The organism is Streptomyces sp. NBC_01537, assembly GCF_045040445.1.
Lineage (GTDB): Bacteria > Actinomycetota > Actinomycetes > Streptomycetales > Streptomycetaceae > Actinacidiphila.
Window position 1 is genome coordinate 4455184 of record NZ_CP109392.1, and the last position, 14356, is coordinate 4469539.

The following is a 14356-nucleotide window of genomic DNA, read 5'->3' on the forward strand; positions in this document are numbered from 1 at the left end:
AGGTCTGTCACAGCTTCGCAGCAATGAGTCACGGTGTCCGGGGTCCCCGCGCCCCGCCCGCCCGGACCGGGTAATTTCGATGACGTGGCTGGAATCAGGAACTCAGACGGACCGCAGAACACGCCGTACGGCTACGGCTACGCCCCCGCCGTGGAGGGCGAGCCGGAGTACTTCGGCTCCCCGGGCAGCCCCGGCGCGCCCGGCTACGGCCCCACCCCGTCGTACGACGACAACCCCGGCCACACCGTCGCCTTCTCCGTGGGCGACACCCCCGACGCGCAGGCGGGCGCCGACCAGGACCACGTCGCCACCTACCGCGCCGGCCAGACCACCGGCCCGCCCTCCGGCCCCCGCCTGCCCTGGAAGCAGCTGATCAGCGGCATCGTGCTCCGCCCAGCCGCCACCTTCCTGCAGATGCGCGACTACCAGGTCTGGGCCCCGGCCCTGCTGATCACCTTCCTCTACGGCCTGCTGGCCGTCTTCGGCTTCGACGCGGCCCGCGAAGACGTCCTGGACTCCACCATCTCCACCAGCATCCCCTGGATGATCAGCACCGCCGTCGCCGTCATCCTCTGCGGCCTCATGCTCGGCGCCGTCACCAACTCCCTCGCCCGCCAGTTCGGCGGCGACGGCGCCTGGGCCCCCACCATCGGCCTCGCCATGCTCATCACCTCCCTCACGGACGCCCCCCGCCTCCTCTTCGCCGTCTTCCTCGGCGGCGCCAACAGCTTCGTCCAGGTCCTCGGCTGGCTCACCTGGCTCGCCTGCGCCGCCCTCCTCACCTCCATGGTCGCCAAGTCCCACGACCTCCCCTGGCCCAAGGCCCTGGGCGCCGCCTCGATCCAGCTCATCGCGCTGCTGGTGCTCTTCAAGCTCCCGGTGATCTAGAACCACGTACGCGTAAGGGGCGCCGTCCAATGGAGGGCGCCCCTTACACATTTCCGTACGCTCTACACGCTCTACGAGTCCAGCACCTGCCCAGCCCGCCGTACAACAGGCGGCTGAACACTCCACGGGAAGTTGATCCAGTCGTCCGTGCGCTTCCACACGTACTCGCACTTCACCAGCGACTGCGTCTTCTCGTAGATCACCGCGCTGCGCACCTCGGCCACATTGCCCACGCAGAAGTCGTGCACGAGCTTCAGCGTCTTGCCCGTATCGGCCACATCATCCGCGATCAGCACCCGCTTCCGCGAGAAGTCGATCACATTCGGCACCGGCGCCAGCATGACCGGCATCTCCAGGGTCGTCCCGACCCCCGTATAGAACTCCACATTCACCAGGTGGATGTTCTTGCAGTCCAGCGCATACGCCAGCCCGCCCGCCACGAACACCCCGCCCCGCGCGATCGACAGCACGATGTCCGGTTCATACCCGTCGTCCGCGATGGTCTGCGCCAGCTCGCGCACGGCCGTACCGAAGCCCTCGTACGTCAGGTTCTCCCGCACTTCGTCACCCATCCGCGGTCACACCTGCGTCCGGTGGAAGTTCATGAACGACCGCGAGGCCGTCGGCCCCCGCTGCCCCTGATACCGCGACCCGTACTTGTCCGACCCGTACGGGAACTCCGCCGCCGACGTCAGCCGGAACAGGCACAGCTGCCCGATCTTCATCCCCGGCCACAGCTTGATCGGCAGCGTCGCCACATTCGACAGCTCCAGCGTCACATGCCCCGAGAACCCCGGGTCGATGAAGCCGGCCGTCGAGTGCGTAAGCAGCCCCAGCCGCCCCAACGAGCTCTTGCCCTCCAACCGCGAGGCGATGTCGTCCGGCAGCGAGATGACCTCATACGTCGACGCCAGCACGAACTCACCCGGATGCAGGATGAACGGCTCATCCCCCTCCGGCTCCACCAGCCGCGTCAGATCCGGCTGCTCGACCGCCGGATCGATATGCGGATACCGGTGGTTCTCGAACACCCTGAAGAACCGGTCCAGCCGGACATCAATACTCGATGGCTGCACCATCGACGCCTCGAACGGGTCCACCCGCACCCGTCCACCGTCGATCTCGGTCCGGATGTCCTTGTCAGAGAGAAGCACCCCAGCAGGTTACGCGGCCACACGGCCCCGGCCGAATCCACCACCCCGGAGCCGCGCGCCCGCGCCCTCTCTCCTCACCGACTCCTACTGCTGCAGCTCCCGCACATCCACCGGCACCGCACTCCTCAACCGCGCACACCGCGGACACCGGATCAGCCGCCCCGGCCCCAGCCGGTCGGCCCCCAGGTTCTGCATCGGAAACGTAGTGGTGCTGAACACATGCCCTTCGGCACAACGAACGACGGTGCGATCCATCGCTCCCCTTCTCCCCTGTACGCCAACGACGAAAGCCACATTAGGGGATCAACCACCCCACCCCACACACGGCACTCCGCACGCACCCGCACCAGGAATCACCCCCCAACGTACGCCCCGCAGAACCCTTCCCGCACCCACTTCCACCCAGCCGTCCACGCAGCGAAACGGCCCTGGACGTATGCGTCCAGGGCCTGCCATGAGGTACAGTGTGCGACGGTGAGACGCCCAACCGGCGATCTTCGCGGGTGTAGTTTAATGGTAGAACATGAGCTTCCCAAGCTCAGAGCGCGGGTTCGATTCCCGTCACCCGCTCCACCACTAAGGCCCAGGTCAAAGACCAGGGCCTTGTCTCTTGTCTAGACCTCTCGGCCCGCCGTGCTCTCCGCGTGCCCTGAATCGCGCGAACGCGCTGCTACCGCTCGCCCGCAATTGCCCAATCGGGGCCACGAGCTCCGCCCCCGTCCGGCAGTCTGAACTCACGGCTGTTCAGCGCCGTCGCGTTGCGGCATATGGAGGCCGGCATCGTCAGGTCCGGCCGGGTGGTGTGTCGGTCACACGCGCCGGCGTGTGACCGATTCACTACGCTTCCGCAGGATCCGAAGTCCAGGTGCCCAGGGCGATCTCGGCAGTGATGCCGGGCCCGAAGCCAGCCATCAGGCCGCGGTGGCCGTCGAGGGCCGACGCCTCATTGAACATGCGGGCCATGGCGTCGAGCACTACCGCGCTGGCGATGTTGCCGTACTCGGCGAGCGTGGCGCGGCTGAAGCGGAACGCTTCGGGTGGCACGTCGAGGAAGCGGCTCAGGTCGTCCAGGATGCGTGGACCGCCCGCGTGGATGATGTAGAAGTCCAGCTTGCCGGCGTTCCACCCGTGCTGTTCTGCGACAGCGCTCAGAGCCGGTGTGAGTGGTTCCATGGTTCCAGGCACGCGTTTGTCGAGCTGGAAGTGGAAGCCCGTGGAGCGGATCGCGTAGGAGATCCAGTTCTCGGTGTCCGGGATGACGTAGGAGCCGTTGCGTTCCAGGCTGATCCCGGTGCCTCCGTTGCCCCGTACCACCGCGGCGGCGATCCCGTCGCCGAACAGGCCGTTGGACAGGAGCGATCCCACGCCCAGATCGGTGGGCTGGTAACACAGCGAGCAGAATTCGCAGGCAACGACGAGCACGTTGCCGTCAGGGTAGGCCTGGCAGAAGTCGTGGGCCCGGTTGACAGCCGCACCGCCTGCGGCACAGCCGAGTTGGGCGATCGGCAACTGCCGCGTCTCAGGGCGGAAGCCCATCGTGCTCATGAGCCATGCCGTCGGCGGCGGCATCATGAAGCCGGTGCAGGAGACGTAGATGATCAAGTCGATCTTCTCCGGCTCGAGTTCCGCGTGCTCGAGTGCCTGGCGCACTACGGCCGGAACGCGGGCCTTGGTTTCCGCCTCGTAAACGACACTGCGTTCATCGAAGCCTGGGTGCTTCAGTACCTTTTCTATCGGCTGTACGAGGTGTCGTTTCAGCACCCCGGTGTGCTGGATCAGATCGAGGACGAGGTCGAGCTGCGGATGGTCGCTGTGCAACCTCCGGGCCAGTTCAAGGGTGTCGTCGTTGGTGATGACGTACTCGGGGACCGCGATTGCCGGTTTGCAGAGAACCGCCATGGATCTCCTCCTAGCGGACTGTGATCCACACGGTGCGACCCTGGCCGATCGAAGCCTTCGTCCGCCCCCGGTAGCCGCTGCGGCGCTGTTCGCGCGGAACGCGGAACAGACCACCAGCGGATCCGGCGGCGACGGCGTCCGCACCCCTGGGAGGGTACGGACGGGCCGACCGTCGAACAGTTGAGTTCTCGCCGTACGAGCAGAGGGCGTCTGCCACGTGGTTGGCACCCGGATCTGAATGTACGGCAGGCAGATGAGGGCCGCATGTCGAGCGGAATGCCACCGGGACGACCCATGAATGATTCCGATTTGCCGCTCTTCATGGGGCGGCGGATCATCCATGACAGCGATGTCTGCGGTCACGGTCGTGGCGAGCGGGCCACCGGAGCCGGCTGCCGTCCGGAACGCGCATGACCGACCCTCGGGTCGGGTGCCGCGTGCGCAGCCGGTGGCCGCGCAGAACGCGGCCGCCGGCTGCCAATGGTGGTCTTGATCGCGCTCTGCCGTCGCACGGTTGCTGATCCGCAGGCCGGCATCGGCAAGGCCGAGCACCATGGCTTTGCGCCTTGCTGGGGTACCACCGTCACCAAGTGACGGGCAGTTCGAGCGGATAGCGCCAGATCGAGGTTGTGTTCCAGCGCACTTCTTCGACCGCCTTCGTCAGCCTCAGTTCAGGGAAGCGCTCCAGGAGAGTTCGGAATGCGACGTGGAGTTCCGTGGCGGCAAGCGGAGCGCCGAGACAGTGGTGCCCACCCCAGCCGAAGGTCATGTGAGGCGGACCAGTGCGTTCCAGATCCAGCTCGTCAGGCCGGTCGAACTTCCGGCCGTCCCGGTTGGCCGTCAGGTAGGAGACGTGCACGATGTCCCCTGCTCGGATGGTCACCCCGCTCAGTTCTACGTCTTCGGTTGCGACGCGGGGGATGCCGACACCCTTGCGGAAGGGGATGAACCGCAACAGTTCCTCGATGGCCTGCGGGAGCATCTCGGGGCGGGCACGCAGCATGGCGAGCTCTTCGGGCCGAGTGAGAAGCGTGTAGGCGATGTTCCCGATCTGGTAGGTGGTTGTGTCCTGGCCGGTGATGAGCAAGACCATGGCCATGACGGTCAGTTCCTCGTCGTCGAGGATCTCATCTCCGTCGCGAGCGGTGGCCAGCGTGCTGATCAGGTCGTCGCCGGGGTTCTTGCGCCGGTGCGCCGTGAGCGTGCTGAAGTAGGCGCGGAGGTCGGCTTTGGCCCGTACGGCGTTGTCCCGGTTGTCGACGCCGGTATCCATCATGGTCCGCGCGTGAGCACGCAACTGCGAGCGATCGGCCTCGGGGATGTCGAGGACCTCGCAGATCGTGGTCAGGGGCAGGGGGTTCGCCAGGTGCTCGACAAGGTCGCCGGAGGAGCCGTACTCCGTCATCCGGTCCAGCAGTTGGTCCACGACATGCTGGGTACGGACTCGCATGTGTTCCATGTGGCGCGGTGCGAAACCCTTGGAGATCAGGCTGCGCAGGCGGCTGCTGGCCGGTGGGTCCATCACGTTGATCGCTTCGTCCTGAACGATCGGCTCAGGTGTCATCCGCGGAAAGTTCCGGCCGATGATGGCGCTCCGGCTGAAACGCCGATCGGTGGTCACCATACGCACGTCCTCATAGCGGGTGACGAGCCAGGCTTCCCCCTCGCCATGGGGCAGCCGGATGCGGGCGACGGGTTCGTCGGTCAGTAGTTGCTTGAGTAGTGGGTCGAATTCGAGGGCCTCGGCATAGTCGAAAGGACAGTTCCGTGCGGTAGAGCCGGGTTCCATGCGGAGTTCCAGATAGGGGAACTAAGCGGGTGAATCGGTACTTACTGGTCTGAACGTGGCATTAATTCCCAATCACCTACAGATGTACGCACGGCTCCGTCTTCGTTAGTCCACATGAAGGGCCGTTACTGCGTCCGAGGCGTTGTTCGCCCTGCTGACCGCCCATCCACGCAAGAGCAGGCCGCCGACCAGGGATGTTGCCGCCTCGTGAGCCATCCCCTGTCCGTCCGTGGCTTCGTCTCGGGCGGGACATCACCACCGGCACAGTCGCCGGGAGGGGGTGTCGAAGCCGCGCGCCTGCCGCGGCTTCGTACATCCCCTCGCACGCAGAGCGGGCGCGGCGGAGCCGCCCTACGCCTCCGCACCCGCGTACGGGCCTCCGGTCGGCTCAGGCCGGCCGGACGGGTCTGCCAGGGCCATCAATCCGCCACGATCCCGTTCTGGTCCTGCTTTCTCGACTGAACGGCGGCGAGCAGGACGGACACATCAACGGAGCGACCTCCACCCACGTGCCCGGTCCGCGCCCTTGTCGTGCCCCATCTGGCAGGGAACCACGGTGACCGGCGGTGGCGGAAATGCAGACGGCCCCCGACCGAATCGCCTGGTCGGGGGCCGTTCACCTGCGGTGGGTGTGGGCGAGGCGGGGACGAAGGTACCTGACCGCCCACAGCCCGTGGCGCCGCGACGAATGTCGATCCGGGTCGTGCCAGATCTGTGCCAGATAAGGTGGTACGCCACGATTAACAGCGGTACATCATCGCGTCGATCAAAGCGTGGTGACTCAGACGTTTCCGCAGGTCAGGAGTCATGGACAGCCTGAAGAACCCGTGATTCCCAAGCTCACAGCGCGGGTTCGATTCCCGTCACCCGCTCCAGCGCGAAGCCCCAGGTCAGGGACCTGGGGCTTGCTTGTTGTCTAGACCTATCGAAGGCCTCGCACCACTTGCGCGCCACTTGAAAAAGCAGATCGAACGGTCACGCGCTCAAGTCCAGTGTTCGCAGCAAGAGGTCAGCGAAGCGGGGCAATCCTGCCTTGCCCAGGCGAGCGATTGCATCATGTGCTGTCATCGGTGGGTTGCGCTTTTCGGCAGCCAGCCGTACGACAGCGTCGGACACCTCCTGAGGCAACTCGGCATGGAGCTCGCACAGATACGTGTCCGGGTCGAGAACGCGTACGCCGCGCGCCGCGAGTTCGCTGGCGGGGAAGTCATCAAGATTCCAGGTGATCAGCGCGGTTGCCCCAGCGGCCACAGCGGCTGCGGAGTGGTGTCGGTCATCCGGGTCGCCGCCGGGCATCTCGTCAACGAGGTGGGCATAGGCAGGTTCCGGGATCTCTGAGTCCGCGAAGAACCGGCGTATGGCCCGGGTGACAGCTGCGGCCGACTCGGCCGAGCGTCGTTGTTCCCGGATGATGACTCGTTCCCACTCCAACAGGAGCCGTTCGGACCACACGATCTCGTGGACCGAGTCCTCCGTGAGGGCCAGCATCAGATCCATGACAGAGAACGGGAAGAGGACATTGGTGTCCACAAAGACCCGCACCGGTACACCTTCCCCCTCGAACGTTCAACACAGCCACAGCCGGACTCAGTAGGGCAGCCCTGCCTCGTCAATCGCGTCAGCGATCCGCCGACGCCCCTCCCGTCGGCGCTCACGGCGCCCCTGGAACGCCAGCACATCGGCGAGACGCACAACCCGATGACGACTGTCGGGCAGGTGGCTCGACGGGATGTCACCGGAATCAAGCAACCGCGCGACGAACGGCCGGGACAAACCCAACAGCTCAGCCGCCTCGGCCGGAGTCAGCTGGGTCTCGGAAGCCAGTACCGTCACGGCGTGCCCGGTCGCCAGCTCACCCGCCGAAGCAATAAGAATCCTGACCAACTCGATGGGCAGCACCAGCTCACTGCCATCAGCCGCGCGCAGTATCACCTCGACCCGATCAGGCGCCATCCGGCCGGCCTCGGCGAACACAGTCTGATCCGCCGGGCTCGGTTCGACCTTCGTGGCACCCGCCAGGACACTCGTGCGCACCACAGCCACCTCCCGATCCACGTCAGTCCTCGTATCAGAAATAACTGTAACTCCCGACTACGGCTCGGGCAACCGGGCACAAACCCCATCCCGGCCGGACGCAGCCTCCTCATCCCGGTCCTACCCCTGACCCACCGGGCAGGACCGAACCACACACTCCGCACGTTGCGCACCACTTCCGCACCAGTCAGGGCGGCATCCCACGGGCAACAAGGGGCAGCAGCGGCAACAGGTCCTCCCCCAGCCGATCAGGAGCAGATGCCAGCTGACCTGTGCATACGCACCGGGAGGCGCGCGAGCTTCCCAAGCTCAGAGCGCGGGTTCGATTCCCGTCACCCGCTCCAGCGCGAAGCCCCAGGTCAGCAGCCTGGGGCTTTGTTTATTGTCCAGACCTTTCCGGGGGTTCGCCGCGCACTTTGCGCGTCAGCACTGGGGTGCCTGCCAGTCCTCACCGGGCGGGCAGAGGTATACGGCTCAGTGTCGGGCAGCGCTGGACCTGGACCGTGTCGAGGTTCTTGCGTACGGGTCGAGGTCATCGACCTTGATTGTGCGTTTACCTGTCCATTGCCCCTCCTTGAGCGACGTGTCTGATGAGCTGTCGGAGACATGACCGACGGGGGTCAGGATGGCGATCGAGCTGCCGGGCGAGGTGGTGTCGTTCCTCCAGTTCATCGGGGTGAACTGGCCGAACGTCAACGAGGACAAGGTCCGTGAGTTCGCCGCGCATGTGCGGGAGTTCGCGGAGAACGTGGACAGCACGCACCAGGACTCCACCGCGACGATCAAGCGGTTGGGCGAGTCCTACCAGGGGGCGTCGTACGAGGCGCTGCTCGCGAGCTGGGCGAAGTTGTCGAACAGCCATATGAGCGAGTTGGTGCAGGCCTGCCACACCGTGGCCACCGGTCTGGATGCCGCGGCGGATGTGATCGTGGCGATGAAGGTCGAGGCGATCGCCGAACTGGCGGTGCTGGCGGCGACGTTCGTCGCGGACCAGGCGGCAGCGGTGGCGACCCTGGGGCTGGCCGAGGCGGCCGAGGTGCTGGTCGTGGAGGCGGCGGAGAAGCTGATGGACTTCCTGGAGCAGCAGCTGGAGCAGTACATCATCGGGCAGGTCATCGAGGCTGCCATGGACCCGCTGGTGGAAGTGGTGGGGCGGGCCGTGACGGGGCTGGTGTTCCAGGCCGCCGAATCCGCGCTCGGAGTGTCCGCCGACACCGGGGGCACCGGGTCGGTGGGTGAGGGCTTCTCGGTCCATCCGGAACAGATGCACGCGCACGCGGAGCTCATGCGCGGCCACGCCGAGACGGTGGCCTCGCACGCCGAGGCATTCCGCACCAAGCTCGCCGGGGTGAGCTTCGAGTGACCAACCAGATCGTCAAGGCCCTGGAACACGGGGCGCAGAAAATGGGCAAGACCATCGGCGAGGACGCCGGCAAGGCGGTCAAGGAGTTCTACCAGGACACCGGCAAACGCCTGAAGAAGGTCGCCGAGAACCACGTCGAGAACGACGCCAAGCACGCCTCCGAGATGGAGAAGATCCTCAAGGGCGGCGGCAAGGAAGACCTGCCGCACGCCCCCGGGGCGGTGGGCTCGCGCGGCCGGAACGGCAGTGGCGAGGAACCATCGCTGGGCGGCACAAGCCGGGGCGGCCAATCGTCCGAGGGCAACGGCAGGTGCACCACCGGCGGCGACCCGGTGGACGTGGTCTCGGGACAGATGATCATGTCGGCCACCGATCTCGAACTCCCCGGCCTGCTACCCCTGATCCTGCGCCGCGCGTACGCCTCCGGCTACAGCGCCGGCCGCCACTTCGGGCCCGGCTGGTCCGCCACACTCGACCAGCGCGTCCAGATCGACACCCAGGGAATCCACTACGCCGGCGACGACGGGCAGATCCTGCACTACCCCCGTCCTACCGCCCCCGACCGCCCAGTCCTCCCCGAATACGGCGCCCAATGGCCCCTCACCTGGGACGACGACACCGGCAGCATCCGCATCGAGGACCCGCAGGCCGGCTGGACCCGCCACTTCGACGCCCCCTCCGGCGGCGCACCGACACGTCCCCTCACAGCCCTCACCGACCGTAACGGGAATCGCATCACGTACACCTACGATGAGGACGGCCTCCCAACCCTTGTCGAGCACTCCGGCGGCTACCGCGTCGCCATAGACAGCATCCACACCGGCGCCGGCCCCCGCATCGAAGCCCTCCGCCTCCTCGACGGCACCAACACCGGCCTGGGCACCACCGTCATCACCTACCGCTACGACGCACTGGGCCGCCTCACCGACATCGTCAACTCCTCCGGCCTCCCCCTGGTCTACGCGCACGACACCGACGACCGCATCACCTCCTGGACCGACCGCAACGGCCACTGGTACGAGTACGAATACGGCCCCGACGGCCGCGTCATCCGCGGCGTCGGCTCAGACGGAGCCCTCGAAGCAAGCTTCGACTACGACCTGAACGAGCGGTCCACCGAGGTGACCGACAGCCTCGGCCACACCACCCGCTTCTACTACGACCGCTATCAGCACATCAGCATGATGGTGGACCCGCTCGGCCACACCGTCCGCGCCGACCATGACCGCTACGGCCGCCTGCTTGCCCACACGGACGCCCTCGGTCACACCACCCGCTACAGCTATGACGCTCGCGGAGACCTCATCCGTATCGATCGCCCCGACGGCACCAGCACAAGCGCCGAGTACAATCCGCTCCGGCTGCCCGTCGAGATCGTCACCGCCGACGGGCAAGTGTGGCGGCAGGCCTACGACCAGGCCGGAAATCGCATCCGCCTGACAGACCCCACCGGCGCCGTCACCGAATTCGGCTACGACGAACGCGGCTGCGTCAACCAGCTGACCGACCCTCTTGGCAACGCGACTCAGCTGCGCTGCAATCCAGCCGGCCTGCTCATCGAGGTGACCGACCCGCTGGGCCGCACCACCCACCTGGCCTACGATCCCTTCGGCCACCCGATTGCGGTGACCAGCCCCGACGGTCGCACCACCCGCTCCATCTGGACGCCGGAAGGACAGCCTGTTTCACGCATCACCCCCGACGGCGCGCAAGAGCGGTGGACCTACGACGCTGAGGGCAACACGCTCACTCACACCGACCAACTCGGCGGTGTCACCCGCATGGAATACACGCACTTCGACCTGCTCGTTTGCCGGACCGAGCCAGATGGAGCCCGTTGCACCTTCGCCTACGACACGGAGTTGCGGCTCACTCGCGTCACCGATGCCCAAGGGCTGACCTGGAGCTACACGTACGACAGTCTCGGTCAGATCAGCTCCGAGACCGACTTCAACGGCCGGCACCAGGGCTACACACACGACGCCGTCGGGCACCTCACGGCTCGTACCAATGCCCTCGGGCAGACCATCAGCCATGCCTACGACTCGATGGGCAGGCTGACCGGCAAGTCCGCCGATGGACAGACCACGACGTTCGGCTATGACCGGGCTGGACGGCTGCTTACCGCGATCAGTCCATCGTGCAGTCTGGTGCGTGAGTACGACGGGCCTGGCACCACTCTGACCGAGACGGTCAACGGACGCACCCTCACTGTCAGCCATGACCTGCTCGGCCGCCGCGCCCATCGGCGCACCCCCTCCGGCGCCGAGACGAGCTGGTCCTACGACCATGCCGGCAACCTCAGTGCCCTCGTCGCGTCCGGGCACACCATCTCCTTCGAGCACGACGAACTCGGCAGGGAGACCGCCCGCCATCTCGCCCCCGGTCTCATCCTCAACTCCACGTGGGACGAACTGGACCGGCTCGTCGCACAGTCACTCGGGCGTGGCGCGGCTCCCAGCCCCCTGCAGCACCGGGCCTATACCTACCGGGCCGACGGGAAGCTGATCGGCGTTACTGACCAGCACGTCGGCCCCCAACGCTTTGACCTCGACAGGGTGGGCAGGGTCACCGCTGTCCGGGCCACCGACTGGACAGAGACCTATGTCTACGACGCCGCAGGCCGGCTCGCTGACGCCCAATGGCCGTCGCAGAGCAGCGAAGCCCTGGGGACCCGCGCGTACAGCGGCACGCTGGTCCGGGCAGCCGGACGTACGCGCTACGAGTACGACGCACAGGGCCGCGTCACGAGCCGACGAGTAATCACTTTGTCCGGCCGCACCACCACATGGGCCTACGTGTGGGATGCCGAGGACCGTCTTACCCACGTCACCACCCCGAACGGCACCCGATGGGAGTACCGCTACGACCCCCTCGGCCGAAGAATCAGCAAGCAGCGCATGGCCGACGACACAGCGGCGGTGGTCGAGTGGACCGACTTCACCTGGGACGGCCCAGCCCTGGCTGAGCAAACCGCCCACGGTCCGCAGCTTCCCGGTCCCTACACTCTCACATGGGACCATCAGGGCCTGCAGCCCGTCGCTCAGACCGAGCGGATATCAGCCTCAGAAATGCCGCAGGACGAGGTCGACCGGCGCTTTTTCGCCATCATCACGGACCCTGTCGGGGCTCCCACCCATCTGATCGCCCCAGACGGGAGCACTGCCTGGCAGGCCCGTGCAACCCTGTGGGGCACCACCGCCAGGCAGGCAGTCACCAGCACCAGTACGCCGCTGCGATACCCAGGCCAGTACTACGACCCCGAGAGTCGGCTGCACTACAACTTCCACCGCTACTACGACCCCGACACCGGTCGCTACCTCACCTCCGACCCGCTCGGGCTCGACCCAGCTCCGGACGCCTACGCATACGTGGACAACCCGCTCGCGGAAATCGATCCTCTCGGCCTGGCGAAGAAGTGCGCCAACGTCATCATCGAGCGCTACGGAAACGAGGACGAGGCCAAGGCGAGCCAGGCTGCCAATGGGCTTGTCCTCAAGCCGGCACCGCATGACCGTCAACCGAAATGGATCGCCAAGAACGGTGTAGTGAATTCCAGCACACTCGGCCAGGGAAAGAACTACACCCATAAAATGGAGTTCACCTGCAAGCCCGAAGTACTCGACTGGCTCAAACAATACGAGATCAAACCGACTAATGAGCCGAACCGCTACGCCGTGCCCGCTGACAAGGTCGATGAATTCAACGAGCATGTCATCAGCACCAAGACCATCCAGATCCGGAGGAAGAGGTAATGACCGGTCAGACCGTCACGTACGCACGTCTTCGCGCTGCGCTCCGGGCGATCGGCGATCAACCGGAAAAGGCACCCATTGGACTCGCGAATGATCTGGTCAGGGCACTGCTCGACTTTGGGTCCGAAACGCCTGACAATCTGGAAATGGTTCAATCACTCGATGTGACATCCGCGGGCGGCACAGCGCTGTGCTTGAAGCGTCCTCACGTCCGACTCTCCCGCTTGATCGGAGTCGCGGTCGGTGGCCCGATCCCCATCGAAGCAAGAGAGGACCTCCCCGAGCTCACCCAGGCCGAATGGGACGCCGCATTCAGGATCTGTCAGTACATCTTTCTCGCCCTTGAATCCGGTGACACGCCTGCTTGGCTACGGTTGAGGGAAGCCCTGTGGGCGATCGGCGAGAATCCGCAGGCACCACTGTCCCGATTGACCGGGGACATTGCCAACGCACTGCGTGAGTTCGGACCACGGACTCCAGAGTTCCAGCAGGCTGTCGATCAGTTGGAAGTCTCGGTCGAGGACGGCCCCACTGGACAGAATGTGGGTCTGTGTCTGAAGAAATACCACCTCCGACTGTCGGAGGTGCTGTGGTACGCAGACGGTACGGCTATCCCAGACCAGGTGGCGGCCGACTTCCCAGGCCTGGCCGAAGCGAACTGGGGCGCGGCACTGCGGGCCGGTAAACTGGCGCTGACAGCACTCGAGTCGGATCCTGTGCACCCTAAAGAGTCGTCCGACACCAGCGCCTGACACACATGATATCGCCAACGCCCAACGCTCTATGTCCGTTCGTCCAATTCGGTGGTCGACAGAGCCGTTTCTCGATCAAAGCGAAGTCGGGAATCTCTCATCGTTGAGCCCCTGGCCGAGCACGGTAAAAGTCCGCGCCATCACATCTGCCTGGCCCGGCGGAGCGGTACGTCGAGCTTCCGGCCGTATCAGTGTCTCCGCCCCCAGCTTCTCGGGGGACTCAAAGGAGCCATCATTCCCGGACCGGGCCGCTCCACCTGGCGGGGGACGACGCACCCGCGGACCATGCCGAGTTCGTAACCACCGCCGGGCTCACGCCCGCACCACAGTGCAGAAATGCCCCAATTGCCTGCCTCGCGCCACTGTCGCACCAGTAGAGGCGGTAAACCACGGACAGTCAGGGCGCAAGACGGCAGCCTCCGGAGGCCGCGCCTGACAGCGCTGCAAGCCACTGACCTGCGCGTACGCAAAAAGAGCGCGCGAGCTTCCCAAGCTCAGAGCGCGGGTTCGATTCCCGTCACCCGCTCCACAACAAGGCCCAGGTCAGCGACCCGGGCCTTGTTGATTGTCTAGACCTATCGAAGGCCTCGCACCACTTGCGCACCGTTTGCGGGGAAGTCCGCCTTACCCAGGCGAGTGATCGCGTCATGCGCTGTCATCGGTGGGTTGCGTTTTTCGGCAGCCAGTCGGACGACAGCGTCGGACGCCTCCTGAGGCAACTC

The 14356-nt window shown here is 65.8% G+C and carries 10 protein-coding genes and 1 tRNA gene; 5 read left to right on the plus strand and 6 right to left on the minus strand.

The genetic code is table 11. The annotated features are described in order from the left end of the window. Nucleotides 1-84: 84 nt before the first annotated feature. Complete coding sequence (locus OG607_RS20465; RefSeq protein WP_405725151.1) at nt 85-888, plus strand: Yip1 family protein; 804 nt, start codon at nt 85-87, stop codon at nt 886-888. A gap of 71 nt (nt 889-959) precedes the next feature. Here OG607_RS20465 and OG607_RS20470 read toward each other — a convergent pair whose 3' ends face one another. Both OG607_RS20470 and dcd read right to left on the minus strand, forming a co-directional pair. Further along, nucleotides 960-1460, minus strand: a complete 501-nt coding sequence (locus OG607_RS20470; protein ID WP_405725154.1) for a phosphoribosyltransferase — start codon at nt 1458-1460, stop codon at nt 960-962. 6 nt (nt 1461-1466) lie between these two features. Next, nucleotides 1467-2042: a dCTP deaminase gene (gene dcd, locus OG607_RS20475; protein WP_405725157.1), complete on the minus strand. Its 576-nt coding sequence runs from the start codon at nt 2040-2042 to the stop codon at nt 1467-1469. Nucleotides 2043-2541: 499 nt separating this feature from the next. On the opposite strand from dcd, the gene OG607_RS20480 reads away from it, so the two are divergent. Beyond that, nucleotides 2542-2615: transfer RNA gene (locus tag OG607_RS20480), tRNA-Gly, on the plus strand. Between the two features lie 264 nt (nt 2616-2879). On the opposite strand, the gene OG607_RS20485 is transcribed toward OG607_RS20480, so the two are convergent. The 4 genes from OG607_RS20485 to OG607_RS20500 all read right to left on the minus strand — a co-directional run bounded on the left by OG607_RS20485 (nt 2880) and on the right by OG607_RS20500 (nt 7785). Next, a complete protein-coding gene (locus tag OG607_RS20485) occupies nt 2880-4496 on the minus strand; it encodes a type III polyketide synthase (protein ID WP_405725160.1) in 1617 nt (538 codons plus the stop codon). 28 nt (nt 4497-4524) lie between these two features. Continuing rightward, nucleotides 4525-5730 (minus strand): cytochrome P450, encoded by a 1206-nt coding sequence (locus OG607_RS20490; RefSeq protein ID WP_405725163.1) that lies wholly within the window; start codon nt 5728-5730, stop codon nt 4525-4527. Between the two features lie 975 nt (nt 5731-6705). After that, nucleotides 6706-7272, minus strand: a complete 567-nt coding sequence (locus tag OG607_RS20495; protein WP_405725166.1) for a PIN domain-containing protein — start codon at nt 7270-7272, stop codon at nt 6706-6708. A 45-nt stretch (nt 7273-7317) separates the two neighbouring features. After that, on the minus strand, nt 7318-7785 hold the full coding sequence (locus OG607_RS20500) for a helix-turn-helix domain-containing protein (protein ID WP_405725169.1): 468 nt from the start codon (nt 7783-7785) through the stop codon (nt 7318-7320). 604 nt (nt 7786-8389) lie between these two features. On the opposite strand from OG607_RS20500, the gene OG607_RS20505 reads away from it, so the two are divergent. From OG607_RS20505 to OG607_RS20515, 3 genes are read left to right on the plus strand one after another with little or no spacing between them, the layout of a single operon-like run. Then, on the plus strand, nt 8390-9127 hold the full coding sequence (locus tag OG607_RS20505) for a WXG100 family type VII secretion target (protein ID WP_405725172.1): 738 nt from the start codon (nt 8390-8392) through the stop codon (nt 9125-9127). Next, complete coding sequence (locus OG607_RS20510; protein WP_405725175.1) at nt 9124-12882, plus strand: DUF6531 domain-containing protein; 3759 nt, start codon at nt 9124-9126, stop codon at nt 12880-12882. Before OG607_RS20505 ends, OG607_RS20510 begins: the two co-directional genes overlap by 4 nt. Further along, nucleotides 12882-13634 carry a hypothetical protein gene (locus OG607_RS20515; RefSeq protein ID WP_405725178.1) on the plus strand — a complete coding sequence of 251 codons (753 nt, stop codon included), beginning with the start codon at nt 12882-12884 and terminating at the stop codon, nt 13632-13634. Before OG607_RS20510 ends, OG607_RS20515 begins: the two co-directional genes overlap by 1 nt. Nucleotides 13635-14356 lie beyond the last annotated feature (722 nt).

Bases quoted from the DNA above. Each gene is read 5' to 3' on its own strand.
- OG607_RS20470 (WP_405725154.1), bottom strand. From the start codon at position 1,460: ATGGGTGACGAAGTGCGGGAGAACCTGACGTACGAGGGCTTCGGTACG.
- OG607_RS20485 (WP_405725160.1), bottom strand. From the start codon at position 4,496: ATGGTGCTCGGCCTTGCCGATGCCGGCCTGCGGATCAGCAACCGTGCG.
- OG607_RS20490 (WP_405725163.1), bottom strand. From the start codon at position 5,730: ATGGAACCCGGCTCTACCGCACGGAACTGTCCTTTCGACTATGCCGAG.
- OG607_RS20505 (WP_405725172.1), top strand. From the start codon at position 8,390: ATGGCGATCGAGCTGCCGGGCGAGGTGGTGTCGTTCCTCCAGTTCATC.
- OG607_RS20515 (WP_405725178.1), top strand. From the start codon at position 12,882: ATGACCGGTCAGACCGTCACGTACGCACGTCTTCGCGCTGCGCTCCGG.